Origin of the sequence: Sphaerisporangium sp. NPDC005289, assembly GCF_040607455.1 — a bacterium.
In the GTDB taxonomy this organism is placed as follows: Bacteria; Actinomycetota; Actinomycetes; order Streptosporangiales; family Streptosporangiaceae; genus Sphaerisporangium; species Sphaerisporangium rhizosphaerae.
Genome location: NZ_JBEXGS010000026.1, coordinates 20,363 through 47,264 on the forward strand (window position 1 = coordinate 20,363; position 26,902 = coordinate 47,264).

General features: G+C 72.7%; 18 protein-coding genes. 13 read left to right on the forward strand and 5 right to left on the reverse strand.

Annotated features, from left to right (window positions below; genetic code table 11):
* Nucleotides 1–22: 22 nt before the first annotated feature.
* On the reverse strand, nt 23–1,174 hold the full coding sequence (locus tag ABZT47_RS33165; RefSeq protein ID WP_354851109.1) for an acyltransferase: 1,152 nt from the start codon (nt 1,172–1,174) through the stop codon (nt 23–25).
* 426 nt (nt 1,175–1,600) lie between these two features.
* Here ABZT47_RS33165 and ABZT47_RS33170 point away from each other — a divergent pair, with 426 nt between their 5' ends.
* Entirely contained in the window at nt 1,601–2,854 is a 1,254-nt protein-coding gene (locus ABZT47_RS33170) for an acyl-CoA dehydrogenase family protein (RefSeq protein WP_354851112.1), read from the forward strand.
* A gap of 252 nt (nt 2,855–3,106) precedes the next feature.
* Here ABZT47_RS33170 and ABZT47_RS33175 read toward each other — a convergent pair whose 3' ends face one another.
* Nucleotides 3,107–3,937, reverse strand: a complete 831-nt coding sequence (locus tag ABZT47_RS33175; protein ID WP_354851115.1) for a methyltransferase domain-containing protein — start codon at nt 3,935–3,937, stop codon at nt 3,107–3,109.
* A 418-nt stretch (nt 3,938–4,355) separates the two neighbouring features.
* Here ABZT47_RS33175 and ABZT47_RS33180 point away from each other — a divergent pair, with 418 nt between their 5' ends.
* From ABZT47_RS33180 to ABZT47_RS33195, 4 genes are all read left to right on the forward strand, one after another.
* On the forward strand, nt 4,356–5,906 hold the full coding sequence (locus ABZT47_RS33180) for a class I SAM-dependent methyltransferase (protein ID WP_354851117.1): 1,551 nt from the start codon (nt 4,356–4,358) through the stop codon (nt 5,904–5,906).
* 60 nt (nt 5,907–5,966) lie between these two features.
* A complete protein-coding gene (locus ABZT47_RS33185) occupies nt 5,967–7,352 on the forward strand; it encodes an FAD-binding oxidoreductase (RefSeq protein ID WP_354851120.1) in 1,386 nt (461 codons plus the stop codon).
* A 315-nt stretch (nt 7,353–7,667) separates the two neighbouring features.
* The gene (locus ABZT47_RS33190; RefSeq protein WP_354851123.1) at nt 7,668–7,877 is read left to right on the forward strand and encodes a heavy-metal-associated domain-containing protein; all 210 of its coding nucleotides are present in this window, start codon (nt 7,668–7,670) and stop codon (nt 7,875–7,877) included.
* A 40-nt stretch (nt 7,878–7,917) separates the two neighbouring features.
* On the forward strand, nt 7,918–10,179 hold the full coding sequence (locus tag ABZT47_RS33195) for a heavy metal translocating P-type ATPase (RefSeq protein ID WP_354851126.1): 2,262 nt from the start codon (nt 7,918–7,920) through the stop codon (nt 10,177–10,179).
* Nucleotides 10,180–10,349: 170 nt separating this feature from the next.
* Here the strand turns inward: ABZT47_RS33195 and ABZT47_RS33200 are convergent, their stop codons facing one another.
* Nucleotides 10,350–11,504 carry an acyl-CoA dehydrogenase family protein gene (locus ABZT47_RS33200; RefSeq protein ID WP_354851130.1) on the reverse strand — a complete coding sequence of 385 codons (1,155 nt, stop codon included), beginning with the start codon at nt 11,502–11,504 and terminating at the stop codon, nt 10,350–10,352.
* A gap of 96 nt (nt 11,505–11,600) precedes the next feature.
* Nucleotides 11,601–12,353, reverse strand: a complete 753-nt coding sequence (locus ABZT47_RS33205) for a glucose 1-dehydrogenase (protein WP_354851133.1) — start codon at nt 12,351–12,353, stop codon at nt 11,601–11,603.
* Between the two features lie 764 nt (nt 12,354–13,117).
* On the opposite strand from ABZT47_RS33205, the gene ABZT47_RS33210 reads away from it, so the two are divergent.
* The 6 genes from ABZT47_RS33210 (at nt 13,118) to ABZT47_RS33235 (ending at nt 22,576) form a co-directional block, all read left to right on the forward strand.
* Nucleotides 13,118–14,542: an FAD-dependent monooxygenase gene (locus ABZT47_RS33210; protein WP_354851136.1), complete on the forward strand. Its 1,425-nt coding sequence runs from the start codon at nt 13,118–13,120 to the stop codon at nt 14,540–14,542.
* Nucleotides 14,543–14,629: 87 nt separating this feature from the next.
* Nucleotides 14,630–18,058, forward strand: a complete 3,429-nt coding sequence (locus tag ABZT47_RS33215; protein WP_354851139.1) for an AMP-binding protein — start codon at nt 14,630–14,632, stop codon at nt 18,056–18,058.
* Nucleotides 18,055–19,671, forward strand: coding sequence for a tyrosine 2,3-aminomutase (cmdF, locus tag ABZT47_RS33220; RefSeq protein WP_354851142.1), 1,617 nt, complete (start codon nt 18,055–18,057; stop codon nt 19,669–19,671). Before ABZT47_RS33215 ends, cmdF begins: the two co-directional genes overlap by 4 nt.
* A 195-nt stretch (nt 19,672–19,866) precedes the next feature.
* The gene (locus ABZT47_RS33225) at nt 19,867–21,267 is read left to right on the forward strand and encodes a condensation domain-containing protein (RefSeq protein ID WP_354851145.1); all 1,401 of its coding nucleotides are present in this window, start codon (nt 19,867–19,869) and stop codon (nt 21,265–21,267) included.
* A 75-nt stretch (nt 21,268–21,342) separates the two neighbouring features.
* Nucleotides 21,343–21,618 carry a phosphopantetheine-binding protein gene (locus tag ABZT47_RS33230; protein WP_354851148.1) on the forward strand — a complete coding sequence of 92 codons (276 nt, stop codon included), beginning with the start codon at nt 21,343–21,345 and terminating at the stop codon, nt 21,616–21,618.
* Nucleotides 21,619–21,703: 85 nt separating this feature from the next.
* Nucleotides 21,704–22,576, forward strand: coding sequence for a phytanoyl-CoA dioxygenase family protein (locus tag ABZT47_RS33235; protein ID WP_354851151.1), 873 nt, complete (start codon nt 21,704–21,706; stop codon nt 22,574–22,576).
* A gap of 99 nt (nt 22,577–22,675) precedes the next feature.
* Here ABZT47_RS33235 and ABZT47_RS33240 read toward each other — a convergent pair whose 3' ends face one another.
* Complete coding sequence (locus tag ABZT47_RS33240; protein ID WP_354851154.1) at nt 22,676–23,272, reverse strand: dihydrofolate reductase family protein; 597 nt, start codon at nt 23,270–23,272, stop codon at nt 22,676–22,678.
* Nucleotides 23,273–23,346: 74 nt separating this feature from the next.
* On the opposite strand from ABZT47_RS33240, the gene ABZT47_RS33245 reads away from it, so the two are divergent.
* Nucleotides 23,347–23,838 (forward strand): helix-turn-helix domain-containing protein, encoded by a 492-nt coding sequence (locus ABZT47_RS33245; RefSeq protein ID WP_354851157.1) that lies wholly within the window; start codon nt 23,347–23,349, stop codon nt 23,836–23,838.
* A gap of 159 nt (nt 23,839–23,997) precedes the next feature.
* On the forward strand, nt 23,998–26,865 hold the full coding sequence (locus ABZT47_RS33250) for an AAA family ATPase (RefSeq protein WP_354851160.1): 2,868 nt from the start codon (nt 23,998–24,000) through the stop codon (nt 26,863–26,865).
* The last annotated feature ends 37 nt before the right edge of the window (nt 26,866–26,902 follow it).

Genomic DNA, 26,902 nt, shown 5'->3' on the forward strand with positions numbered 1-26,902 from the left:
GACGGCCGCGCCGCGGCGGACCTCAGCGGGCCGCCGGGGGAGCCGGGTCGACCGGCACCTGTTCGGGCAGGTCGGGGGAGGAGGCGGGCGGCATCGGCAGCGGCACCCCCGGGCCGGTCCTGCCGTTGCGCGAGGAGGCGAAGCGCCGCATGATCGGCCGTTCCACCAGCGAGTACAGCGCCCACGACAGGCCCAGCGTGATGCCGGCCAGCACGGCCATCATCCCGAAGGCCGCCGGTGTGCTCCAGCCCTGCATGTTGCCGAACCACTGGCGGACGTAGATCAGCACCAGGAAGTGCCACATGTAGAAGGCGTAGGACACCTCGCCGAGCCACACCATGACCTTGCTGCCGAGCCAGTTCGTCCGCCGCTCGGCGTCGCCGACGGCGCCGGCCGCGATGATCAGGCCGAGTGGGACGACGGAGACGGCCACGACGTCGAAGCCGATCGGGAACTGCGGTGCGACGGCGTACAGGACGATGCCCAGGGCGAGCGCCCCGCCGAGGCCCACCGGCAGCCGCCTGCCGGTCATGACGATCCTCGCCAGGATCATGCCGAACACGAACTCCAGCATCCGGACCGGCGGGAACTGCATGACGAACCACATCTCCAGCTCGGTCATGCCGAAGCCGGGGATGGGAGGCTGGGCCGGAAGCAGCTTGGCCACCAGCGGGACGGCGAAGATGGCCAGCACGGCCAGGCCCGCGTACCCCCACAGCCGCTCGGGCCTGATGCGCCCGATGTAGCGGGCCAGCAGCGGGAAGCACAGGTAGAACAGCGCCTCACACGACAGCGACCACGCGGGGGAGTTGAACGCCGTCCTGACGCTCAGGTTGGGCACGTAGGACTGCAGCAGCAGCGCGTGCAGCAGCGCCGTCCCGCCGTCGATGGCCTGCTTGCCCACCCAGCTCACCAGCACCAGCGCGGCGGCCAGCGTGATGATGTAGTTGGGGTAGATCTTCAGGAAGCGGCGGCGCAGGAACGTCGCCGTGGTGTCGGAGGACCGGGCGGCGTAGGTCAGGACGAAGCCGCTGAGGATGAAGAAGTAGGAGACCGCCGCCCAGCCGCCCTGGATGACCACCGACATGTACGTTCCGGCGAACGCCGCGGAGGCGAACAGGCTGGCGCCGATGGCATGGGTGAGGAAGACCATCCCCGCGGAGATGAACCGCATTCCCGTCAGCGACGGAAGGCGGGACGGCAGGGCTACGGGACGGGAACCGACGGATTGCGATAACTCCACCATTAGACGCACCTTCTCAAGTTCTGGCCGGCTCAGGTTCGATCAGCGGGCGGCCCGGCGTGCCCTTTCGCGCGGTCGATCGGGGAGCCACCGTTCATCGATCGGCAGGACTTGACCATTGCATCCCCGCGTACGGCGCCGCATTTTCCAAATTGCGCTCTTGGCGCGCGGCGGCGCGGTTCCCGGCGCGTACGGGAAACGGGTCCGCGCAGGTCAGCGGCCCCGTTCCCGTGCCGGCCCGGCGGGGAGCGTGCGCACACCGCATTCCAGGAGATGCCCGCGCGGCGGGCGGCGGTGAACGCTGGGCTGCACGGCACGATTCCCCGTCAGCCATTCGAGATGAAGGACTGCGCGCCAATGGCAGTGGCCACGAATGTTACCGAGCACGGAGTCGTCCTCCCGTCCGAGACCGCCCTCACGCCGGCCGAGATGGTCGCGCGGGCCGAGGCCATCGCGGCCACGCTCGTCGACCGCCAGGCCGAGACCGAGGAGCGCACCTTCTACGCGCAGGACACCCACGAGGAGTTCCTCCGGGCCGGCTTCTACCGCATCCTCGTCCCGCGGCGCTACGGCGGCCTGGAGTACGGCATCGACACCTTCATGCGGGTGACGATGGCCCTGACCAGGGGATGCCCGTCCACCGGCTGGATGTACTGCCTGGGCCACGCCCACGCCCTGGTCGTCGCGTCACTGTTCGAGGAGCGCGCGCAGTCGGAGATCTTCGCGGGCGGTGACTTCATCTGCCCGGCCACGGTCGCGCCGAGCGGCACGGCCGAGCGCACCCCCGGCGGCGACTGGGTGCTCAACGGCACCTGGGGCTACAACTCGGGCGCGCCGTACGCGACGCACTTCATCGGCCACACCCTGGTGTCCCCCGGTGAGGGCCTGCCGCCGGCGCCCATGATGTTCATCGCCGAGCGCAGCCAGTGGCGCCGCCTGTCCGACTGGGGCAAGCAGCTCGGGCTCAAGGGGAGCGGCTCGCACAGCATCACCATGGAGAACGGCGTCGTCCCCGGCCACTTCACGCTGGACACCCACGTCAGCCAGGTGGACGTGTCCAAGGGCACCCCGGGGCGCACGCTGCACGGCAACCCCGAGTACGGCGGCGGCCAGCTCAGCTTCATGGTCATCGAGGACGCCATCCTCGCCGTCGGCATGGCGCTCGGCGCGCTCGACGCCTTCGAGGACCTGATGCGCAGCCGCGTCGCCCTGTTCCCGCCGAACCTGCCCCGCACCCAGGACCCCGACTACCAGTTCTGGTACGGCCAGGCCGCCGGGATGATCGCCACCGGCGAGGCGGCCGTGCTGAACGCCGTCCAGCAGTGGCGGGAGATCTGCGCGCTCGGCCCCGCGGCGGTCACCAAGGAGGTGGAGATGCGCATCGCCGCCATCTGCCACCAGGTGGTGGACCTGTGCTGGCACGCTGTCGAGAACTACCTGTTCCCGACCGCCGGTTCCAGCGCCGTGCGGCACGGTGAGCGCATCGAGCGGGTGTGGCGGGACATGTCCATGTTCCACAGCCACGCCGGCTTCGCCGTCTTCCTGTCCACCATCGCCAAGCGCGAGCTGGCCAAGGCCCGATTCGGCGTGGAGGACCACGCCCACGCCTGACCCACGCACGGGTCCCCGCGACCCTGCCGGCCGTGCCCACCGACGACGCTGCGCACGGCCGGCAGAGAACGTCCATCCGCCCCGCACCGCCGGCGGAGAACCTCCATCCGCCGCGCACCGCCGGCGGAGAACACCCCGAGAGCACGTCCAAGAGCGCACAGCGGCGAAGACCCGCGTCCCCCGGCCTGCCGGTGGGGGACGCGGGTCTTCGCCGTGGGAGGACCGCCCGCCGCACGACGGGCGGCCGCCGTGCTAGCGGTTCGGCTTGCGGGCCGCGACGATGACGTACCCGATCTGGTCCTTGCGCGGGGCGAAGAAGCCCAGGTGGCGGCGGGAGAACTCGGCCAGGGCCTCCTCGCCGAACTTGGCGGCGATCGAGTCCCGGTGGTCCATGGCGGCCTTGATGTACTTGCTCTTCTTGCCGAACACGCGCGGGCCGCACTGGGTGTACTCCTCGACCTCGAAGCCGGCCCGGCGCGCGTGCTCGATCCACTGCGCCAGCGTGGGCAGTTCGCGCAGCTTCAGCGTGCTCATGAACCGGCGCACCCGCGCGGGCTCGGAGTCGGACTCCAGGCTGAAGTCGGAGAAGGAGATGCGGCCGCCGGGGCGAAGCACCCGGAACAGCTCCGACAGCACCCGCCCGAGGTCGGGGGCGTTCTGCAGCGACTCCAGCGCCAGGACGGCGTCGAAGGACCCGTCGGGGTAGGCCAGCTGGGTGTAGTCGCCGTACTCGAAGGTCACCCGGTCGGTCACCCCGTTGGTGACGGCGCGCTCGTTGGCCTTGTCGATCTCGAAGGAGCTGACGGTGATGCCGGTGACGCGGGCGCCGTAGTTCCTGGCCAGGAAGACCGCCGTCTCGCCCGGCCCGCACCCGGCGTCCAGGACGCGCTCGCCCGGGCGCAGCCCGAGGGTCTCGGCCACCTTGCGGCTGATGCGGTGGACGGCGTCCTTCAGCGGCGCGTCGTCGTCGTTGTCGTACCAGTACCACATGTGCAACTGGCCGTCACGCAGCTCGTCGCCGATGGGGGAGCGCTCGTCGTAATGGGTGCCGATGGCGGCCGAGTCGATCAGTTCCCTGGTCATTGATCCCTCATTCCAGACGATGGGCGGCCGGTGGCGGGGCACGCAGAAGGGCCGGGGCGGCCGGCGGCCCGAAGGGATGCCGTCCCGCGGCCGAGGGCGAATGCGGACGCGTTTTCCCAAGGCTCATGGTGACCGCGCGGAGCCCTTTCACGCATCTCCGCGGTTGCTGCCTACGGGCGGCATCAGGGCAGCTCGGAAGGGGGGTCGGCGGTAAGCACGCTCGGAGAAGACTCCCCGCCGGGCCGGTGCGAAGATTTTCGTGGACGCAATTCTCGCCGGACCGGTACCGAGCCGTCCTGGCCGTGGAAATCGGCCACCCGGCGGTGCGCATCGAAAAGTGCACATTGGGCGCGGCCGGCGTACGCCGGCGATTCCAGCCGTGCGGCCGCCCATTCTCCCTTCGTGAAAGGACGCGCACATGAGTGTTGCCACCACGGGGCCCGCTGTCGCCGAACTGCTGACCGATTTCACCACCGCGGAGCCGGCGAGCCTGGAGGCGGACTTCCACCGGCTGGTCTCGGCGCTGTGGCACCGTGGGGAGGCGGGTGACCGCGCCCTGACGGCCGTTCCCGCGCTCGTGGCCGCGCTGGAGGAGGCCGGCGACGACCGCAAGGGCCACCTGGCCGTCCTTCTCGGGCTGCTCGCCGAGGCCGAGTACCCGGCCATCGACGGCCCGCTCACCGCGGCCGTCCGCGAGGGCCTGGACCGCTACCTGGACCTGCTGGCCCGCACCGGCAAGGACCGGCCGCTGACGCTCGCCCTGCTGTACCTGGTGTCGCACTTCCCCGGCGACCGCGAGCGCATCCTCGCCGCCGTCGCGCCTCTGGAGCTGAGCCCCCCCGACCAGAGCCGGCTCGTGCGCGGCCTGGCCTCGCTCGACTACGACGACCCCGACATCGGCCGCATGTGGCCCTCCCCGTCGGTGTGGGACCTCAGCGCGGAGGACCTGGAGTTCCACCGGCAGCAGCTTCGCGCGCTCACCACGGCGCAGATCACCACGAACTGGGAGAACGACACCCGGATGCTGTGGGCCTACTCGGGCGCCATGGCGTACTGGGCCGTCCGTCACGGCATGCCGGTCGACCTCCCGCCGGCTCCCGGGACCGGTGAGGCGCCGGCCCCCGCCGCCGAGCTCGGCATCGAGACCTTCACCCAGTACGCGGACGTGCTGCGCTGCACCGCCTGCTCCGGCTCCGTCGAGTTCGACGGCGAAATCGTCCGCTGCCCGGCGTGCGCGGTCCGCTACCCGATCGCCCTGGGCATCCTGGACCTGTCCGACGGCATCAGCGAGGCCACGGCGGACCTGCCGCACGAGGCGACCGCCAACCTGCTGGCCAAGCTCGCCGAGATGCCGAGCCTCGGGGTGTACTACGAGAAGGTGCTGCGCCCGGCCTACCTGCGCATCGCGGGGGCCAACTGGGGCGGCGCGGTGACCCCGCAGGTCGAGGACGACTACATCACCCGGCAGATCCGCCCGGTGGACGGCCCGGTGCTGGACCTGGCGTGCGGCGCCGGGCGGTGGACCACCGTGGTCGCCGCGGCCGTCGGCCAGGAGCGCCTGGTCGGCGTCGACATGGGACTGCCGATGCTCACCGTGATGCGCGGCAAGCTTCCCCAGGTGCCCGCGGTGCGGGGAAGCGCGCTGAACATCCCGTTCGCGGACGCCACCTTCGGCGCGGTGAACTGCTGGAACGCCCTGCAGGCGTTCCCCGACGACGCGGCGGACGCCATCGCGGAGGTCGGACGGGTGCTCAGGCCGGGCGGCACGTTCACGCTGATGACCTTCCTGTTCGACACCGACCCGATCGCCCGCCACTTCCAGGAGTCGCACTACTTCCCCAGCCGCCCCGAGGGCCAGTTGCTGTTCACCATGGAGGAGCTGGAGCGGTGGCTGGCCGACGCCGGCATGTCCATCGCCGACTCCTCGGGCCCCGGCAGCTTCGCCTTCATCACGGCCGTCCGCGGCTGACCGTTCCCGCCGGCCGCCCGCGGCCGGTTCTTCCCACGACTGAGCTGGAGGCAGGCGGCGATGACCACGGTGAGCGAGCGGGACACGGGCGTCTCCCTGCCCGGCGAGGCGTCCTACGAGGCCGCGACCCGGGTGTTCAACCTGGTCGCCCCCGCGCGGCCCGCCGCGGCGGTGACCGTGCGCACCCTCGACGACGTCCGGGCCGCGCTGCGCTTCGCGGCGTCGGAGCGGATGCCGGTGCGGGTGCACACCACCGGGCACGCCTCGGCCACGGCACGCCCGATGGACGGCGCCCTGCTCATCCGGACCCGGATGGAGGGCGCCGTCGAGATCGACGCCGCGCGCCGGGTGGCCCGCATCCCCGCGGGGACGCTCTGGGGCGCGGTCGTCGAGGCGGCCTCCGCGCACGGCCTCACCCCGCCGCACGGCTCCTCGCCCGACGTGGGCGTCGTCGGCTACCTGCTGCGCGGCGGCATGAGCTTCTACAGCCGCAAGGTCGGTCTGGCGGTCAACAGCGTCCGCGCCGTCGAGCTCGTCACCGCCGACGGCGAGCGGCGCCGCGTGGACGACACCACCGACCCGGAGCTGTTCTGGGCGCTGCGCGGCGCGGGCGGCGGCTTCGGCGTCGTGACCGCCGTCGAGGTGGACCTGTTCCCGGTCGCCAAGGTGATCACCGGCGCCGCGTTCTGGCCGGCCGAGCACGCCTCCGCCCTGCTGCGCGCCTGGCGCCGGTGGACCGAGGACGCGCCGTGGGAGGTCGCCACCTCGGCGCGGGTGATGAACCTGCCGGCCCTGCCCGACGTCCCGCCGGTCCTGGCCGCCGGGCCGGTGCTGTGCGTGGACGGCGTGGTGCTCGCCGAGTCGGACGGCGACCTGGCCGTGGCCCGCGAGCAGGCGGAGGACCTGCTGGGCCCGCTGCGCGCCGTGGCCGCCCCCGTGCTCGACACCTGGGAGCTCACCGACCCGGCCGGCGTGCTGCAGGCGCACATGGACCCCTCCGACCCGGTCCCGATCGTCGGGGACCACATGCTGCTCGGCGAGATCGGCGACGAGGGCGCGGAGGAGCTGCTGCGGGTGCTCGGCCCGGGCTCCGGGTCGCCGCTGGTCGTCGCGGGCCTGCGTCAGCTCGGCGGCGCGTACGCGGTGCCCCCCGCGGCGGGCGGGGCGCTCGGCCACTTCGACGCCCGGTACGCCTACTCTGGCGCGGGGGTGCCCGACGGCGGGCTCACCCGTGAGGCGATCCTGGAGCACTGCGCCACCGTGCGGGCCGCCCTCGCCCCCTGGGACACCGGCCGCACCGCGCCCACGTTCGTCGAGCGGCTCGACCAGCCGCAGGGCCACCTGAGCGGCGACCAGGTGGCCACCGCCGACCGGGTCCGCCTCCGCGTCGACCCCGAGGGCCTGTTCCGCCACGACGCCCTCCCGGCGACCACCGCCCTGATCTGACGGTCGCCCTGATCTGACGGTCGCCCTGATCGGATGGCCGTCATGATCGGATGGCCGTCCGGGTCCGACGGCCGTGCAGGTCGTGGCGTCGGACCGGCTGGGGCTCGCGTTCACCGACGCCGGCCGTGGGCGGCGGTGACCTGCCGGTATCGTCGGTAACAGGCTCACCTGCGAGTGTCTCCATCCCGGCCCGGCCGTCCGCCGCGAGAGGCGGTCCCGGGCGTGTCACCGCGGCCCCGCGGGAAATACGGTACAGGGGTATGGTGTTGTCGTAGAGGAGAGCGAATCGGCTCATCGACGACAGGAGTGATCACGTTGACCACCACCACCTACACCGTCAAGGGCATGACCTGCGGCCACTGCGTCAGCTCGGTGAAGGAAGAGGTCGGCGAGGTGCCGGGCGTCACCGGCGTCGAGGTCGACCTGCCCACCGGCCTGGTCACGGTGCGAAGTGAGGAGCCCCTGGACGACGCCGCGGTCGCCGCCGCCGTCGAGGAGGCCGGCTACGCGGTCGTCAGCGGCTGAGGGGTCGACACCGGGCCCCGCCCGGACGAGGGGGAGAGCGATGGCTTCGATCACCGACCACGACCGGCCGGACGCCGGCGGCTCGGTCGAGCTCTCGATCGGCGGCATGACGTGCGCGTCGTGCGCCAACCGCATCGAGCGCAAGCTGAACAAGCTGGACGGCGTGACCGCGACGGTCAACTACGCCACCGAGAAGGCCAAGGTCACCTTCCCCGAGGGGCTGGAGGCGGCGGCCCTGATCGCCGAGGTCGAGAAGGCCGGGTACACCGCCGCGCTGCCCGCCCCGCCCAAGGAGGCGCGGCAGGCCGCCGAGACCGAGGAGCAGGCGGAGGCCGCGGAGCTGGCGCCGTTGCGTCAGCGGCTGGTCACGGCCGTGGTGCTGTCGGTCCCGGTCGTGGCGATGGCGATGATCCCGCCGCTGCAGTTCACCTACTGGCAGTGGATCTCGCTGACCCTCGCCGCCCCGGTCGTGGTGTACGCCGGGTGGCCGTTCCACAAGGCGGCCTGGACGAACCTGCGCCACGGCGCGGCGACCATGGACACGCTGGTCTCGCTCGGGACCCTCGCCGCCCTCGGCTGGTCGCTGTGGGCGCTGTTGTTCGGCACCGCCGGCATGCCGGGGATGCGGCACCCGTTCGAACTGACCATCCAGCGCACCGACGGCTCGGGGAACATCTACCTGGAGGCCGCGGCGGGGGTGACGGCTTTCATCCTGGCCGGGCGCTACTTCGAGGCGCGCTCCAAGCGGCGGGCGGGAGCCGCCCTGCGCGCGCTGATGGAGCTGGGGGCCAAGGACGTGGCCCTGCTGCGCGACGGCGCCGAGGTGCGGGTGCCCGCCGACCGGCTCACCCCCGGCGACCGGTTCGTGGTGCGGCCGGGAGAGAAGATCGCCACCGACGGCGTGGTGGAGGAGGGCTCCTCGGCGGTGGACGCCTCCATGCTGACCGGCGAGTCGGTGCCGGTGGAGGTGCGTCCAGGCGACGCGGTCACCGGGGCGACCGTCAACGCCGGAGGCCGCCTGGTGGTCAGGGCCACCCGGGTCGGCGCCGACACCCGGCTCGCGCGCATGGCGCAGCTCGTGGAGCAGGCCCAGACCGGCAAGGCCGAGGTCCAGCGGCTGGCCGACCGCATCTCGGGCGTCTTCGTGCCCATCGTGATCGTGCTGGCGCTGGGCACGCTGGGATTCTGGCTGGGCTCCGGGGCCGGCGCGGGCGCCGCGTTCACCGCCGCCGTCGCCGTGCTGATCATCGCCTGCCCGTGCGCCCTCGGGCTGGCCACTCCCACCGCGCTGCTGGTCGGCACCGGGCGCGGCGCCCAGCTCGGCATCCTGATCAAGGGTCCGGAGGTGCTGGAGTCCACCCGGGCGGTCGACACCGTGGTGCTGGACAAGACCGGCACCGTCACCGAGGGCCGGATGACCCTCACCGAGGTGCACGTCGCCGACGGCGAGGACGAGGCCGAGGTGCTGCGCCTGGCGGGGTCGCTGGAGCACGCCTCCGAGCACCCGATCGCCCAGGCCGTCGCCCGCGGCGCGGCCGAGCGGGCCGGCGGGCTCCTCACCCCGGAGGACTTCGCCAACGTCGAGGGGCTCGGCGTACAGGGGCTCGTGGACGGGCACGCGGTGCTGGTCGGCCGTCCCCGGCTGCTGGCCGAGTGGTCCCAGCACCTGCCCGCGGGCCTCGAACGGGCCGCGCGCGACGCCGAGACCGCCGGACGCACCGCGGTCGCCGTCGGCTGGGACGGGCGGGCCCGCGCGGTGCTGGTGGTGGCCGACGTGGTCAAGCCGACCAGCAAGGAGGCGATCGAGCGGCTTCGCGGCCTCGGGCTGACCCCGGTGCTGCTGACCGGCGACAACCAGGCGGTGGCCCGCTCGGTCGCGGGCGAGGTGGGCATCGAGGAGGTCATCGCCGAGGTGCTGCCCGCCGACAAGATGGAAGTGGTCAAGCGCCTGCAGTCCGAGGGCCGCACGGTCGCCATGGTCGGCGACGGCGTCAACGACGCCGCCGCGCTCGCCCAGGCCGACCTGGGCCTCGCCATGGGCACCGGCACCGACGCCGCCATCGAGGCCTCCGACCTGACGCTGGTCCGCGGCGACCTGCGGGTGGCGGCCGACGCCATCCGGCTGTCGCGGCGCACTCTGCGCGTCATCAAGGGCAACCTGTTCTGGGCCTTCGCCTACAACGTGGCCGCCCTGCCCCTGGCCGCGGCCGGCCTGCTCAACCCGATGATCGCCGGAGGGGCCATGGCCTTCTCGTCGGTCTTCGTCGTCTCCAACAGCCTGCGCCTGCGCGGGTTCCGGTGATCCGTCCCTGACCGTCCGCCCGCCCCGAGACGGCGGCGGCCCGCTCGCCCTGCGGCACGTGCCCGCCGGATCGTCCCGCACACGCGCGAGAAGGCGTCCCCCTGGTGAGGGGGACGCCTTCCGGCCGCCGGAGGGGGTGCCCCTCGCGGAGCGCGAGGGGGGCGCCGGCGTCAGGAGAGGCCGAGCTCGCGGGCGATCAGCATGCGCTGGACCTCGCTCGTCCCCTCGCCGATCTCCAGGATCTTGGCGTCGCGGTAGAACCGCGCGACGGGGAAGTCGTTCATGAAGCCGTAGCCGCCGAAGATCTGCGTCGCCTCGCGGGAGTTGTCCATGGCGGCGTTGGAGGCCACCAGCTTGGCGATCGACGCCTCCTTCTTGAACGGCTCGCCGCGCAGCAGCTTGGAGGCGGCCTGGTAGTAGGCCAGCCGGGCGGTGTGCGTGCGCGCCTCCATGTCGGCGATCTTGAACTGGATCGCCTGGTACTCGCCGATCTTGCGCCCGAACGCCTCGCGCTCGCGGACGTACCGGACGCACTCGTCCACGCACCCCTGCGCGAGCCCGACGCTGACCGCCGACAGGGCCAGCCTGCTCTCGTCCAGGATCGACAGGAACTGCGCGTACCCGCGGCCGCGCTCGCCGAGCAGGTTGTCCGCCGGCACCCGGCAGTCGGCGAAGGCCAGCTCGTGGGTGTCGGAGGCGCACCAGCCGACCTTGGAGTACTTCGGCGCCACGGTGAAGCCGGGAGTCCCGGAGGGCACGATGATCGCCGAGATCTCCTTGCGGCCGCCCTCCCGGGTGCCGGTGACCGCCGTGACGGTGACCAGCCGGGTGATGGAGGTGCCGGAGTTGGTGATGAACGACTTGCTGCCGTCGATCACCCAGTGGTCGCCGTCCAGCGTGGCCCGCGTGCGCGTCGCGCCGGCGTCGGTGCCGCCGCCCGGCTCGGTCAGCCCGAACGCGGCCAGCGCCTCGCCCGCGCACAGGGAGGGCAGCCAGCGCTCCTTCTGCTCGCGCGTGCCGAAGCGGTACAGCGGCATCGCGCCCAGCGACACCCCGGCCGACAGGGCGACGGCCACCGAGGAGTCGACGCGCGCCAGTTCCTCCAGCGCCACGCACAGGGCGAGGTAGTCGCCGCCGCCTCCGCCGTACTCCTCGGAGAAGGGCAGGCCGAACAGCCCCATCCGCGCCATCGTGGCGACCAGCGGGTAGGGGAACTCCTCGCGCTCGTAGTACCCCCCGATGACCGGGGCGACCTCCTCGTGGGCGAACTCCTCGACCGTCTTGCGCAAAGCTTCGTACTCGTCGTCCAACCGGAAGTCGATCACTGGTCTCCTCGCATGGTGGCACGGCGGCCAGGGTGGCGAAGGGCCAGGAGAGGGCCGCCGGGGCGGGGGGAGCCGAGGCGGCCCTCTCCGGCCCGGTCAGAGGGGGACGGAGGTGGTCAGGCCGCCGTCGACGACGATCTCCTGACCGGTGATGTAGGAGGCCCGCGAGGACAGCAGGAAGACCGCGGCGTCGGCGACGTCGGCCGCGGAGCCGAGCCGGCCGAGCGCCACGTGGCTGCGGCACTCCTCCTGCGCCTCCGGGGTGGTGGAGATCGCCTCGAACATCTCCGTCACGATGTAGCCGGGGCTCACGGCGTTCACCCGGATGCCGCGCACGCCGAGGTCGGGCGCGAGCGTGCGGGCGAGGTTGATCACCGCCGCCTTGGTGGCCGCGTAGACCGAGGTGAAGGCCAGACCGCGGTGGGTCAGCCAGGACCCGTTGATCACGATGGAGCCGCCGTCCCGCAGCAGGGGCAGCGACTTCTGGATGGTGAAGTAGACGCCCTTGAAGTTGACGCCGACCAGGCCGTCGAAGTCCTCCTCGGTGACGTCGGCGCTGCGGGAGAACCCGGCGACGCCGGCGTTGGCGAACACGCCGTCCAGGCCGCCGAAGCGCTCGCCGATCCGCGCCGCCAGGCGGTCGAGGTCGGCGGTGCGCGAGACGTCGGCGGGGACGGCCAGGACGCGGTCGCCCGCGTCGAGGTCCTTGACCGCGGACTCCAGCCGGTCCTCGCTGCGTCCGGCGAGCACGACATCGGCGCCCGCGTCGAGGAGCCGCTGCGCGGTGGCGAGGCCCATGCCGCTGCCGCCGCCGGTGATCAATACCGTCTTACCTGTGAACTCGGCCATGCGGTCAGGGTCACATCCGCGCCTCTTCCGGCACATCTCCAGAAATGCTTTTCACCGATTTCCTGCGGTTATCCGCTACTTCCAGGAGGGGTTCCCGGCGGGCGCCGCGCGGCTTCCGGGCAATGGTGCGATGAATTGAGGGCGGTTACGGCCCGGCGCGCCGAATTACCGGTGACCCGCCTTTCCCATCAGGAACTCCGGCACCGGTGCGCGGCGCAGCACAGCATTTCGGGAGATGCGACGCCGCGCGATGGGGCGTGACGATGTAGCGGTGCTGACCGGCGGATGGACCGTTTCCCCGCCGCAGGGTCAAGGAAGGAGCCTGCCGTGCCTCGTACCCGTGGCTAGCATCGCCATCGGCATGCCGTCACGAGCCGGGCGGATTCCCCTCCGTCACGGGCCGGGCGGAATCAGCGCCGGGCCGTACGCCCATTCCCGGCCTGCGGATCGGCCCCGGAATCCCGCGGCCTGGGCGACACCATAACGTTCTTCGACTCCCATCTCCGGCCGTCGCCGGCCCCATCACGCGCCGTAAAGGCGCGGTGGATTTCGTGGCGTGAATTCCGCGGCCACGGCCGGCGGTTCGAGCGGCCGGAATGCCGGGACCTCGCGCCACCGGCAGCTCCCGCGGCCGCAGGCCGTGCGGGCGGCCGGCGCGGAACGCGGTCGGCGTGGGTGGTCACCAGGCAGAAAAGGGCCGGTACGTCACCGGCCGGCCGACAGCCGTAACGACGATGCCGGATCAAATACGGAAATTCGAGGAGATGACCACGATGGGCAACGACGCCAATACCCGCGCGGTGGTGCTCGGCGGCAGCCTTGGGGGACTGTTCGCGGCACGAGTGCTCGCCGACGCCTACGACGAGGTCGTCGTAGTCGACCGCGACCTGCTGGTCGATGTGAAGGAGCCCCGGCGCGGGTGCCCGCAAGGACGCCACATCAGCGGCCTGCTGACCCGCGGCCAGCGCGCGATCGAGAGCATGTACCCGGGCATCACCGAGGAGCTGTTCGCCGACGGCGTGCCCAAGGGCGACCTGGCCGGCACCGTGCGCTGGTACGTCCGCGGGAAGCGGCTCAAGCAGCAGGCCGCCGACATGCTCTGCGTGGGCGCGAGCCGTCCGATGCTGGAGTTCCACGTCCGCCGGCGGACGCAGGCGCTGGGCAACGTCACGTTCCTCGAGCGGCACGACATCCTCGGCCTGGAGGCCACCCCCGACCGTCGCAAGATCGTCGGCGTGCGGGTGCAGAACCTCGACGGCGGCACGGGCGTCGAGGTCGTCGAGGCCGACCTGGTCGTCGACGCCAGCGGCCGCGGCTCCCGCACTCCGATCTGGCTGGAGGACCTCGGGTACCCCCGGGTCAAGGAGGACCGCAAGAAGATCGGCTTGGGCTACGTCACCCAGCACTACAAGCTGAACAACGACCCCTACAAGGGCGACCTGTCCATCAACGGCGTGGCCTACCCCGCCTCCCCCCGCGGCATCCTGTTCGCCAAGACCGACGGTGACCGGGCCGAGATGACCACCTACGGCATCCTCGGCGACCACCCGCCCACCGACCAGGAAGGGCTGTTCGAGTTCATCCGCTCGCTCGGCATCCCGGAGATCTACGACGCGATCGTCCAGGCCGAGCCGCTGGAAGACCCCGTGCGGTTCAGCTTCCCGACGACCCTGCGCCGCCGCTACGAGGACATGGACCGCTTCCCCGACGGCCTGCTCGTCGTCGGCGACGCCGTCACGACCTTCAACCCGGTGTACGCGGGCGGGATGACCGTCGCCGCGCTGTCGGCGCTCACCATCCGCGAGCACCTGCACAGCGGCGCCACCCCGCAGCCGCTGGACTACTTCCGCGACCTCGCCCGCAACGTCATCGACCCGCCGTGGCAGATGACCCACAACGTCGACCTCGGCTTCCCCGGCGTGGAGGGCGAGCGCCCGCTGAGCCTGAAGCTGGAGCAGGCGTTCATGGCGCTGGTGCAGACCGCCGCCTCCCGCGACAGCCGGGTCACCGCCGGGTACATGCGGGTCGCCGGCCAGGTGGAGCACCCCAAGACGCTCATGAAGCCGAAGTTCCTGCTCCGCGTGGTGCTGGCCGCGCTCGGCCTGTCGAAGACGCCCGGGCCGCTGGTCACCACCCGGGAGATCGCGAAGGTTCCGGGAGCCGGCAAGCGCAAGGTCACGACCTCCTGAAAGCACGGCGTCCCGCCCCCGGGACGACGCGATGGGACCGGCCGCCGGCGATCCGCGTACGGCGGCCGAACCTCGAAGGGAACACGAGTGACTGAGGCATCTCCCGCCCGCGGCCCGGGCGCCCGGCGGGCGGTGACGTCCCGGGCGCAGGACGGGGCGTGGTTCCTCGACCGGCTGGTCCCCGGCTCGCCCGCGCACCACGTGCACCGGGCCTACCGGGTGACCGGCGACCTCGACCTCGTGGCGCTGGAGGCGGCCTGGCGCGAGGTGGCGGCCCGGCACGACATCCTCAGGACGACCCTGGTGGACGAGGCCGGACGCCCCGCGCAGCACATCGCCGCCCGGCCCGCACCGGCCCTCACCCTCACCACCGTCGACCTGACCGCCTCCCTCCTCGGCTCGACCGGCTCCATCCCGGCTCCGCGAAGTGCCGTTTCCGTCCTTACGGGGGGCGCGGTCGCGACCGGGAGGGGCGCCGTGCTTCCGGTCGCCGCCGAGGCGGCGGCGCTGCGGTGGTGCGCCGGGCAGGTCGCCGCTCCGTTCGACCTCGCCGCCGGGCCCCTGGCCCGGCTCGCGGCCGCCCGGCTGGCGCCGGGAGAGTACGCCCTGGTCATGGTGCTGCACCGGGCGGTGGCCGACGACCGTTCCCTGACCCTGCTGGCCGAGGAGGTCTCGGCCTGCTACGCCGGCGCGGCGGCCGGCCGCCCGCCGGGTGCGGCGCCGCCCCCGCCCGGCCTCCAGTACGCCGACTTCGCCCGCAGGCAGCGCGAGCGCGAGTCCACCCCCGAGTTCGCCCGCCTGCGCGACGCCTGGATCTCCGCCCTCCGCGCTCCGGAGTCGCCTCTGGCGGGCCCGCCGCTGCCGGTGGACCGGCCGCGTCCCGCCGGGCCGTCCCCCGAGGGCGACTCCATCCGTTTCGACTGGGGCCCCGAGCTCGCCCGCGACCTGGCCGCGCTCGCCCGCGCCGAGGGGACGACGCCGTTCGCCGTGCTGCTCGCGGCGTCGCAGTGCCTGTTCGGCCGGTACGGGCGCGAGGACCGGCCCGTGCTCGCCGTCACGGCCGACGCGCGCCCGCCCGGCTACGAGCGGGTCGCCGGTCCCTGCACCGACCTCCAAGTGCTGCGCGGCGACCTGTCCGGAGCCCCGTCCTTCCGCGAGGTGCTCCGCAGGGCGGCGCGGCTGGCCATGAAGGCGCACGAGCACCGTGAGGTGCCCTTCGACGAACTGGTCCGGGCGCTCAACCCGGAGCGGGACCCCTACCGCGTCCCTCTGGCCGACGTCATGCTCGTCTGGCGCGACCTGCCGGAGCCGGAGCTCGCGCCGGCCGGAACGGCCGTCCGGTCCGTCGCGGTCGGCGGCGGCGCGGCCCGTAGCGACCTGGCCCTGGTCGTGGACCGCGCCTCGCCCTCGGTCCGCGGCTGCCTTGAGTACCGCGAGAGCCTGTTCGAGCGGGCGTCCGCTCGCATGCTGCTCGGCCAGCTCCGCACGTTGCTGACCGCCGCGCTGCGCGAGCCGGACCTGCCCGCCGGCGCGCTGCCGCTGGAGGACCCCGCGCGGCTGGCCGCCGCGGTGCGCGACGCAGACCGCATCGCCGACGCGCCGCCCGCCCGCCCGGTCAACGACCTGTTCCACCGGCGGGCGCGGAGCCGGCCGGAGGCGGCGGCGGTGGCCTGGGACGGCGCCGAGGTCTCCTACCGGGAGATCGAGGAGCTGGCCGCGCCGCTCACCGCCGCGCTCCGGGCGGGCGGCGGTGTGGACGGGCTGCCGGTGGCGGTGCGGGTCCCGCAGGGCCCCCGCCAGGTGGCGGCGCTGCTCGGCGTACTGGACGCGGGCGCGTACCTGGTGTGCCTGGGAACCGGCGACACCGGCGAACGCGGCAAGGCGGTCCTCGCCGACCTCGCCCCGGCCCGCCTGGTGCTGGACGGCGAGGCGGCCGACGGCGAACTGGCGGGCTGGTACCGGCGGGAGCTGGGCGGGCAGGTCGTCGACATGGCCGCCCTGCCGGCGACGGCCGCTCCTTCCACCGCCCACGAGACTTCGACCGCCCACGAGGCTTCCACCGCCACTTCCACGGCCCACGAGCGGCGGGCCTACGTCGCCTACACCTCGGGCTCGACCGGCAGGCCGAAGGGCATCCCGCAGTCGCACGCGGCACTGGCGCGGTTCGTCACCTGGTTCGCGGCGGAGTTCCGCATCGGCCCCGGCGCGCGCGTCGCGCAGTGGGCCGCGCCCGGGTACGACGCGAGCCTGGTCGAGATCTTCGCGACGCTCGCGGCCGGCGCGACGCTGTGCCCCGTTCCCGACCGCACCCGGGCCAATCCCGACCGGATGGCCGGCTGGCTCGCCGCCGAACGCCTCACCCACTTCCAGACCGTCCCGAGCTTCGCCCGCCAGCTCCTCACCGCGGTCGCCGACCAGGGCGTGCAGGGGCTCCTCGGCGGGCTCGGCCACCTGCTGCTGGCGGGAGAGCCGCTGGCGGGAGAGGTGGTCGACCAGGTGCGCGCCACGCTCCCGTGGGTGCGGACGGTCAATCTGTACGGTCCGACCGAGACGATCCTGGCGACCTGGCACGAGGTCACCGGCCCGGTGCGCGGCGTCGCGCCGATCGGCCGGTCGATCCCCGGACGGCAGGTCCTGGTGCTGGACGACCAGGACCGGCCGTGCCCCGCGGGCGTCACCGGCCAGATCGTGATCCGCGGCCCGCACATCACCCCGGGGTACGTCGGCGCCGCGGCCGGTGAGCGGGCGCCGTTCCTGCCGCTCGCCGGCTTCGATCCGGCCTGCCGCGGCTACCGGACCGGCGACCTCGGCCGCCGCCGGTGGGACGGGTCCCTGGAGTTCGGCGGGCGCGGCGACTTCCAGGTGAAGTTCAACGGCGTCCGCATGGAGCTGACCGACATCGAGGCCGCGCTGGCCGCGCATCCGTCGGTCGCGGAGTGCGCGGTCGTCGCGGTCGCCGACCGCACCGGCCTGGTGACCCGCCTGATCGGCTACGTCGTCCCCCGGCCGACCGCGCCGGACCTCGGCGGGCCGGCTTCGGAGCGGCGGGAGGCGCCGGACGCCGGCGGTCCCCCGCAGGAAGGGCGGGCCGGGCCGGAGGTCTGGCGGGCGGCGCTGCGGCTCCGGTTCGGCAAGGCGATGCCGCCGGTGTCGTTCAAGACCCTCGACGCGCTGCCGCGCAACGTCGGCGGCAAGGTGGACCGGAACGCGCTGCCGCGCCCGGCCCCCTCCGCCGCGCGTCCCGGCGGGCCGCCACGCGGTCCCGTCGAGGCCGAGGTGGCCGCCGTCTGGTCGGAGTTGCTCGGCGGCCGGCGCGTCGAGGCGGACACGACCTTCTTCGCGGCAGGCGGGCATTCCCTGCTGATCCCGCGGCTGCTCGATCGGATTCGCGGGCGTTTCGGAACGGCGATCTCGGTCGCGCGATTCCTCGCCGATCCGACGCCTGCCGGTCTGGCCGCCCTCGTCGAGGCGCGAGCCGTACCGAAACAAGCTGTTATCCAAACCATGATGGGGTGAGCAACGTGACTCTGGTGGAAACCGAAGTGTCCGTCGATTTCGACGGCGAGAGCCTGGAAATCGCCGACGTCCGCCGGGTGGCCGAGGACTGGGCGTCCGTCACCATCGCCCCCGCGGCGCTGGCCAGGGCCGCGACCAGCCGCCGGATGTTCGAGGACACCATCCGGCAGGGAATTCCCGTCTACGGTGTGACCACCGGTTACGGCGAGATGATCTACATGCTGGTCGACACCTCCAAGGAGGTGGAGCTGCAGACCAACCTGGTGCGCAGCCACAGCGCCGGCGTGGGGCCGCTGTTCGCCGAGGACGAGGCCAGGGCCATCCTGTCCGCGCGGCTGAACGCCCTGGCCCGCGGGTACTCGGCCGTGCGGCCGGAGCTGCTCGAGCGCCTGGCGCTGTACCTCAACCTCGGCATCACCCCGGCCATCCCGGAGATCGGCTCGCTCGGCGCGAGCGGCGACCTGGCGACCCTGGCGCACATCGCGACCACGCTGATCGGCGAGGGCTACGTGCTGCGCGAGGGCAAGCGGGTCGAGACCGGGACGGTGCTGCGCGAGCACGGCATCGAGCCGCTGCAGCTCCGCTTCAAAGAAGGCCTGTCGATGATCAACGGCACCTCCGGCATGACCGGGCTGGGGTCGCTGGTCGTCGGCCGCGCCATCGAGCAGGTGCGCCAGGCCGAGATCGTCACGGCGCTCGTGGTGGAGACGCTGCGCGGCTCGACCAGCCCCTTCCAGGCCGAGGGCCACGACCTCGCCCGTCCGCATCAGGGCCAGATGGACAACGCCGCCAACATGCGGGCGCTGATCAAGGGCAGCGGCCTCACCCTGGAGCACGCCGAGCTGCGCCGTCAGGCCCAGGAGCAGCGCGCGGGCAAGGGCGTGGACCGCACCGAGGTCTACATCCAGAAGGCGTACACACTGCGGGCGATCCCGCAGGTCGTCGGCGCGGTCCGCGACAGCCTGTACTACGCCGCCGAGAAGCTGCGCATCGAGCTGAACTCCTCCAACGACAACCCCCTGTTCTTCGAGGGCGTGGAGGAGATCTTCCACGGCGCCAACTTCCACGGCCAGCCCATCGCGTTCGCGATGGACTACGTCACCATCGCCCTCACCCAGCTCGGCGTGTTCTCCGAGCGGCGGACCAACCGGATGCTGAACCGCTACCTCAGCGACGGCCTGCCGGAGTTCCTGGTCAAGGGCGACCCGGGACTGAACAGCGGCTTCGCCGGAGCGCAGTACCCGGCGACGGCGCTGGTGGCCGAGAACAGGACCATCGGCCCGGCCAGCACCCAGAGCGTCCCGTCCAACGGCGACAACCAGGACGTCGTCAGCATGGGCCTCATCGCGGCGCGCAACGCCCGCAGGGTGCTGTCCAACAACAACCGCATCCTGGCCGTGGAGTTCCTCGCCGCGGCGCAGGCCGTGGACGTGTCGGGCAGGTACGAGCAGCTCAGCCCGGCGGGCAAGGCCACCTACGGGCTGGTGCGCTCGCTGGTGCCGACCCTGGACGCCGACCGGTTCATGTCCGACGACATCGAGCTGATCGCCGCCGCGATCTCCCGCGGGGAGTTCCTGGCGGCCGCCTCCAGCGCCAACGTCGAACTGCGCTGAGCCGCGAGGAACACAGCAATACAGAAGAACAGTGACAGGGCCCGGGGTGGATAGAGTTCATGGATATGGCCGTGCGACCATTCTCCTCCCCGGGCCGGACCGCCCGATGAATTCCTCTGCGCATTTCCGGAATTCCACGCGGGCTCCCGGCGCCGGCGTCGGCCCGCGCAGACCCGAAGGAGGACCTGGAGCATCATGACGATTTCTGCGCCACCGCAGGCGCCGGCCGGCACGGCGGAACGAATTCCGCTCTCCTTCAACCAGGAATTCCTCTGCAATTTCGACGTGGGCGACGAGGAGGGGCCGTTCGGTCCCAAGTACAACATCGTCTGCGGCTGGCGCCTCACCGGCGCCGTCGACGTCGAGACGCTGCAGGACGCCCTGGACGACGTGGTGACGCGCCACGAGTCGCTGCGCACGATCATCGTCCGGTCGGCCGAGACCCGCTACCAGGAGGTCCTGCCGCCGTCCCCGGCCGCGCTGCTGGTGCGCGACTTCACCGGCGTCGCCCCCGGCGACCGCGAGCTGCGCGCCGAACAGCTGCTCATCGAGCTGGAGGCGGGCGCGTACGGCATCGGCGAGCTGCCTCTGCTGCGCGCCGTCATCGGCCGGTTCGCCGACGACGACGCGGTGCTCGTGCTGATCGCCCACCACACCGCCGCCGACGAGTGGTCCATGCGCCTGATCATGCGCGACCTCGTCGGCTGCTACGCCTCGCGCTCCGGCCACCAGGTCGAGCTGCCCGAGGTGTGCCAGTACGGGGAGTACGCGCGCTGGGAGCAGGAGAGCGCCGCCGGGGCCGCGTCCGCGGACAAGCGCGCGTTCTGGCGCGAGCGGCTGCGCGGCGCCCGCATCCTGGCCACGCCCACCGACCACCCGCGCTCGGCCGGGCTGCCCAAGGCAACCGCCTGGCACCGCTTCTGGATCCCCGCCGAGCTGACCTCCGGGGTGTTCGAGATCGGCCGCGGCATGCGCAGCTCGCCGTTCATGGTCCTGCTCGCCGCCTACGCCACGCTGCTGCGCAAGGAGACGGGCGTCACCGACATCGTCGTGCCGACCTTCACCTCCGGCCGCGCCCAGCCGCGCTTCATGGACACCGTCGGGTCCTTCTTCAACTTCGTCCCGCTCCGCATCGACCTGGACGGGTGTGACACCTTCCGCCAGGTCGTCGAGCGCACCCGGGCCACCTGCATCTCCGCCTACACCCACGACATCCCGTTCGCGCAGGTGCTGGAGGAGGCGCCGGAGCTGATGCTCCCCTCGATCGCCGACGACCGCGCCGTGTGCGCCTTCCAGGTCTTCCGGTCGCCGCTGGCCGGCCAGGAGGAGTCGGCCGGAGGTCTCGCCTACTCCGAGATCCGCCGGCGGCTGCTGTCCCAGCCCGTGGGCGGGGACATCCCCGACGGCGCGATGTGGCACCTGGAGATCGACTCCACGGGCGACATCGTCGGAACCCTCGGGTTCAACAGCAACCTGTTCGACAAGAGCACCATCACGCGCATGGCGTCGGAGTTCCACCAGGTGGTCGCGGACGCGGTCACCGCCCCCGACGCCCCGCTGCGGTGGGGCCCGCCACCGGGGGCCGTGACCGCCTGAGATCCGACCAACCAGCAAGCAGAGCCCGTCGAGCGATCGAGAAGCCTTGCCAGGCAAGCAGCGAGAGGACATCCAATGAGCACTGAGGGCACGGGGAAGTACACCGTCGAGGAGATCGAGAAGAAGGTCGAGGACATCTGGAGGTCGGTTCTCCAGGTGCCCGAGGGCCACGAGCGGGAGACCTTCTTCGAGCTGAACGGCGAGTCCATGGCCGCCAACCGGCTCGTGTCGCGCGTCGAGGGGGAGCTCGGCATCTTCATCGAGGTCGGCGACATCTTCGAGGAGGACCCCGACCTGGCCGGTTTCGTCCGCAGCGTCGTCACGAAGGCCGGCGACCCCTCGCGGGTGTGACGTCAGTGGGCCGGTCATCGGCGGCGCCCGCGCGCGACCCGCGCGCGGGCGCGAGGACAACTCTCATCATGAAAGGTGGTCTGCGATGGCGGGCCTGACCCGGGTGCGACCCGACGCCGACCTCGGTGAGGTCGTCGAGATCCTGGAGCGCGACGGCGCGGTCATCGTCGAGGACTTCGTCGACGACGGCACGCTCGCCGCGCTGTGGGACGATTTCGGACCGGCCCTCGACGCGTGCGAGTACAGCCAGGACTGGTACAACGGCAAGCGGACCCGCCGCGTGTCGTCGTTGTTCGCGCGCACCGCGCACCTCACCCCCGTGGTGACCCAGCCCCTGTACCTCGGGGCCGCGCGGGCGATCATGCAGAAGCCGGTGCCGATGTGGGTCGGAAAGTCGCGGGTCGAGATGACCCCGACGATCCAGATCAGCGGCACCCAGCTCATCCAGCTGCACGCCGGGCAGGGCAAGCAGCCCCTGCACCGGGACGACGCGCTGCACCTGCGCCGCCACCCCGGGCCGACCAGCCGGGTGCAGCTCATGCTGGCCATGAGCGAGTTCACCGCGGCCAACGGCGGCACCATGGTGATCCCCGGCAGCCACCACTGGGACGACGAGCGCGCCCCTGAGGCCTCCGAGGCGCTCCCCACCGAGATGCCGGCCGGCTCGGGCCTGATCTGGCTGGGCGGCGTCTACCACGGCGGCGGCCGCAACGACACCGAGACCCCGCGCACCGGCATGACGATCGCGCTGGACCTGGGCAACCTGCGCCAGGAGGAGAACCAGTACCTCGCCGTGCCCAAGGAGTCCGTGCTGGCCTACCCGGAGGAGGTCCGGCGCCTGCTCGGCTACGACCGCTGCCCGCCCGGCCTCGGCTGGTACGAGATGGATGACCCCTATCTCGCCCTGGAGAGCGACGCCCGCCCCGGCGTCCCCCTCACCCCCGGCGTCCGCGTCTGACCGCCCCCGGCGTCCAGCACTCCTAAGACCGGCGAAGGCCCCGCCTCCGCCGGTCTTCCCATGCCCGCCGGCCCGCGCGTGCTCCTGAGGTGCCCTCTCTCAACGTGGGCCGGCCGCGAGCGTGTCGCGAATCGCGTAGCGGTGCATCGTGACGCCCCGCTCGAACGAGCGCTGCTCGAGCAGGTCGAGCTCGATCGGCACGTCGTATTCGTCGAACAGGGGCCTGCCGAAGCCGAGGATCGCGGGATGGGTGAACAGCAGCAGCTCGTCGAGCAGCCTGGCGCGGAGCAGCTGGGTGGCGAGCGTCGCGCCGCCCACACCGATGGTGCCGTCGGTCTCGGCACGCAGGGCGGCGAGCTGCTCGATCGCGTCGTCTCCGCCGAAGACCCGGGTGTTGTGGCCGGCGCCGCGGCGGGTGCGCGAGACGAGCACCTTGGGCATGTCCGTCCAGATCTCGCCGTACTCACGCATGTAGTCCGGCAGCGACGCGTCATGACGCGCCTGCGGCCATGATTGCTCCATCGTCTCGTAGATGACCCGGCCCTGCACCATCGACGCGAGCTTCCGCGCCCGCGCGTTGAACTCCCGGTGCAGCTCCTCGCCGATGCGCAGCCATTCGCCCGCGCCGTCGTCCCCCGGAACCTGCTCGATCCGCAGGTCGAGGGACACGTTCATCCAATATGTGAAGCGACCCATCGTCTCCCCTTCCGCAATAGTGATTGCAATCTGCAACTACTATAGGGGGGCAAACCACCTGTCAAGGAGGAGTCGTGGAACCACGGTCCGAGTGCCCGATCAACGCCGCCGTCGAGGTGCTCGGAGATCGCTGGTCGTTGATCGTTCTGCGCGACGTCATCTTCGGCGACCGCCGGTACTTCCGCGCGCTGCTCACCGGGTCGATCGAGGGCATCGCCTCCAACATCCTCGCCGACCGCCTCAAGCGGCTCATCGACGCGGGGATCCTCACCCGCGGCACCGCGGTCCGCGGACAGCGCGCGCGCTTCAGCCTCACCGAGGCCGGCATCCAGACGCTGCCGATCATCTACGCCCTCGGCAACTGGGGCCTCGACTGGACCAGCGGCGGCGCCGAGCTCCGAAGCCGGCAGCAGCTCATGCGGGACGGAGGCCCGGCGTTCGTCGAGGAACTCATGGACGAGCTCCGCGTCCGCCACCTCGGCGCCCCGCCGAAGCCGCACGACGGCCCGGGCGCGTTCGAACGACTCGGCGCCGCCCACGCCGCCGAGCAGCAACAAGCCGATTGAACAGCTGGCGACTTCACGGACTGACGCGGGTCAACGTGTGGTCCGGCGTCCACCGGCGCCCGACCACCGGGCCGTGACCGTATTCCCAACCGACGATCACCCCGGCTAGGCTGGGCGTCGCTGCTATCTGCACTCACCGGACTGGATGTTCAGGGCGGGATGGCCAACGGAGCGACATACGGCAGGCCGATCGGTCGCGACGCTGAGCTCGGCCTCCTCGCGAGCGCCGTGTCCGGAGCCGCCGACGGAGCGCTACGGGCCGTGGCGGTGCGTGGCGACCCGGGAATGGGCAAGACGCGGCTGCTCGCCGAACTGGCCGACATGGCCCGGGCCCGTGGGTTCGCCGTCCATCACGGCCAGGCGACCGAGTTCGAGCGTGACGTGCCGTTCGGTGTCTACATCGCCGCGTTCGAACCCCAGCCGGGTGATCCGCGCCGGGACGCGCAGGGTGCGCTGACCGAGTTGCTGCTGGACGCCACAGGACCGTCCGAGGCGCGGCGCGCGGGGCTCGACCGCTACCGGCTCTTCCAGCGCGCGCGCCGGCTCATCGAGGACCAGGGGGCCGCCGGCCCGGTCGCCATCGTGCTCGACGACCTGCACTGGGCCGACCGGTCCTCCGTGGAGCTGACCGAGTATCTGCTGCGCCGTCCGCCGCGGGCGCCGTTGCTGCTGGCCACCGCCTACCGCACGGCGCAGGCGCCTGCGGGCATCGGGCGGGCCCTGGCCCAGCTCGGCGACGCGACCGTCCACATCAGCCTGGCCCCGCTGGGCGAGGCCGACGTGGCGGCGCTGTTACCGGGGGCCGACCGCGGCCGGCGGCGACTGCTGTACCGCACGACCCGCGGAAACCCGCTTTACCTCCAGGTGCTCGCCGACGCCGGGGTGGAGACGCTCACCGCGCTCGCGGAGGCCGGGGACGCGGCGACCGGCGCACCCGAGCGGGCACTGCTGGACGTGCTCAGCACCGAACTGACCGCCCTGACGCCCGATGTCCGGCAGGTGGCCTGCGCGGCGGCGGTGGCCGGTGAACCGATCTCCCTGGACCTGGTCGCCTCCATCACCGAACTGCCTGAGGCCGCCTTCGACCAGGCCATCGACCACCTGGTCGGCGTGGGCACGGTGGTGGAGGCCGACGCCTGTCTCCGCTTCCGCCACCCGCTGGTCCGGGCCGCGGCGTACTGGATGGCCGGCGCGGCCTGGCGCTCGCGCGCGCACGAGCGAGCGGCGGAGCATCTGCGCACCAACGGCGGCCCGCTGCAGCTGCTGGCCCACCACACCGCGCGATCGGCCAGACACGGCGACGTGCAGGCGGTGCGGACGCTGGAGGCGGCGGCCAGGGCGGCTCTGGACGCCGCTCCGTCCACCGCCGTCCGGCTGTTGCGCACGGCGATCCGGTTGCTGCCGGATGAGGCGGACCTGGCCTTGTGGCGGGTCCAGCTGCAATGGGCACTGGGCCGCGCCTTGGGAGTGACCGGCGAACTGGCGGCCAGCAGGCAGATCCTGCAGGAGGTGATACGGGCGCCGGGGCCGCTGCGTATCGCCGCGGTGAGCTTCTCCTCGATGGTCTATCGCCTGCTCGGCGACTTCGACGAGGCCAAGGCACTGCTCACCACCGAGCTGACCCGGCCGCACGCGCCCGACCGGTCGACCAGCCTGGCCCAGGTCGGGCTGGCCGCGGTCGAGTTGATGGGCCGTGAGCCGGCGAAGGCCCGGCGCACGGCCGCCGAGGCGATCCGGTCCCTGAAGGACGCGGACGACAAGGCGCTGGAAGCGGCCGCAGGCACCATCCAGGCGCTGGCCGGCCTGCGCGAGGGCCGCGTGGCACACAGCCGCGGCGAGACCGACCGGGCGGCGTGGCTGACCGACGCCATGACCGACGACGTGCTCGCCCCGCACCTGGAGTTCGTCGCGCCGCTGGCGTGGGTCGAGCTCCACCTGGGGCGCTACGACGACGCCTTGCGGCATCTGCGCCGCGGGCTGGACATCGCCTACCGTGCCGGGCGTAGCCACAGCGTGCCGTACCTGCTCATCGTCGTGTCCGCGCTGCACGAGCGGCAGGGCCGGCTGCCCGAGGCGGTGACCGCCGCCGAGGAGGCCCGCGAGGCGTCCCGGCTGATCCACAGCCGGGAGACCCTGGCCATGTCCAGCATCCTGCTCCTGCGTCCGCTGTTGTGGCGGGACGGACCGCGGGCCGCCCTGGAACACGCCGAACGGATCTCCGGGACCCGGCCCCGGTCGGGCTGGTGGTCAGGGCTGGCGACCCTCGACCTCGCCCTCGTCCACGCCGAGGCCGGGCGGCCCGACCGGGCCATGGCCGCGTTGACCGGGCAGGAGCCGGCCGACGAACCGACCACGACGTACTGCCTGGCTCTCCAGGCGGTGACCACGGCCGCCGCCGGCGGCGCCGGGTCCGAGGCCGACTCGCTCGCGGAAAGCGCCCTTCTCCGGGCGACGCGGTCCGGTCTGCCGCATCAGCTGGGGTTCGCGCACCGGGCGCGGGCGAAGGTGCTCATGCTCGCCGGGCGGTCGAAGGAGGCGGCCGTGCACGCGGCACGGGGCGCCGACCAGTTCGCCGCCGCCGGAGCCCCGGTCGAGGAGGGGCTCACGCGGCAACTCGCCGCCGAGCTGTACGCCGCCCTGGGCGCGGCCGGGAAGGTCCAGCACGAGATAGGCCGGGCCAAATCCCTGTACGCCGCCGCCGGGGCGACCTGGCTGTCGGCCTCGCTGGCGCGCGACGAACGCAGGCTGGCCGCCCGGGCGCCCCGGGGGCGGCGCCGGCCGGCCGGTCCGCTGTCCACGCTCACCACCCGGGAGCGGCAGATCGCCGACCTCGCGGTGGACGGACTGACCAACCAGCAGATCGCGGAGCGGCTGTACCTGAGCCCCAAGACGGTGGAGGCCCACCTCTCGCGCACCTTCGCCAAGCTCGGCGTCCAGTCGCGCGTCACGCTCACCCAGCACCTGACGGCGGACGCCCGGTTCAGGGCCGAACGAGCCGCCGCCGGCCCGGACGCCGGGCCGATGTAGGGGGGTGCGGTAGGGAACCGCCCGATGCTAGCGACGG

What these genes read in the sequence shown, in the direction of transcription:
- ABZT47_RS33165 (WP_354851109.1), bottom strand. Translation starts at nt 1,174, where the DNA reads ATGCGGTTCATCTCCGCGGGGATGGTCTTCCTCACCCATGCCATCGGC.
- ABZT47_RS33170 (WP_354851112.1), top strand. Translation starts at nt 1,601, where the DNA reads ATGGCAGTGGCCACGAATGTTACCGAGCACGGAGTCGTCCTCCCGTCC.
- ABZT47_RS33175 (WP_354851115.1), bottom strand. Translation starts at nt 3,937, where the DNA reads ATGACCAGGGAACTGATCGACTCGGCCGCCATCGGCACCCATTACGAC.
- ABZT47_RS33180 (WP_354851117.1), top strand. Translation starts at nt 4,356, where the DNA reads ATGAGTGTTGCCACCACGGGGCCCGCTGTCGCCGAACTGCTGACCGAT.
- ABZT47_RS33185 (WP_354851120.1), top strand. Translation starts at nt 5,967, where the DNA reads ATGACCACGGTGAGCGAGCGGGACACGGGCGTCTCCCTGCCCGGCGAG.
- ABZT47_RS33195 (WP_354851126.1), top strand. Translation starts at nt 7,918, where the DNA reads ATGGCTTCGATCACCGACCACGACCGGCCGGACGCCGGCGGCTCGGTC.
- ABZT47_RS33205 (WP_354851133.1), bottom strand. Translation starts at nt 12,353, where the DNA reads ATGGCCGAGTTCACAGGTAAGACGGTATTGATCACCGGCGGCGGCAGC.
- ABZT47_RS33210 (WP_354851136.1), top strand. Translation starts at nt 13,118, where the DNA reads ATGACCACGATGGGCAACGACGCCAATACCCGCGCGGTGGTGCTCGGC.
- ABZT47_RS33225 (WP_354851145.1), top strand. Translation starts at nt 19,867, where the DNA reads ATGACGATTTCTGCGCCACCGCAGGCGCCGGCCGGCACGGCGGAACGA.
- ABZT47_RS33230 (WP_354851148.1), top strand. Translation starts at nt 21,343, where the DNA reads ATGAGCACTGAGGGCACGGGGAAGTACACCGTCGAGGAGATCGAGAAG.
- ABZT47_RS33235 (WP_354851151.1), top strand. Translation starts at nt 21,704, where the DNA reads ATGGCGGGCCTGACCCGGGTGCGACCCGACGCCGACCTCGGTGAGGTC.
- ABZT47_RS33240 (WP_354851154.1), bottom strand. Translation starts at nt 23,272, where the DNA reads ATGGGTCGCTTCACATATTGGATGAACGTGTCCCTCGACCTGCGGATC.
- ABZT47_RS33250 (WP_354851160.1), top strand. Translation starts at nt 23,998, where the DNA reads ATGGCCAACGGAGCGACATACGGCAGGCCGATCGGTCGCGACGCTGAG.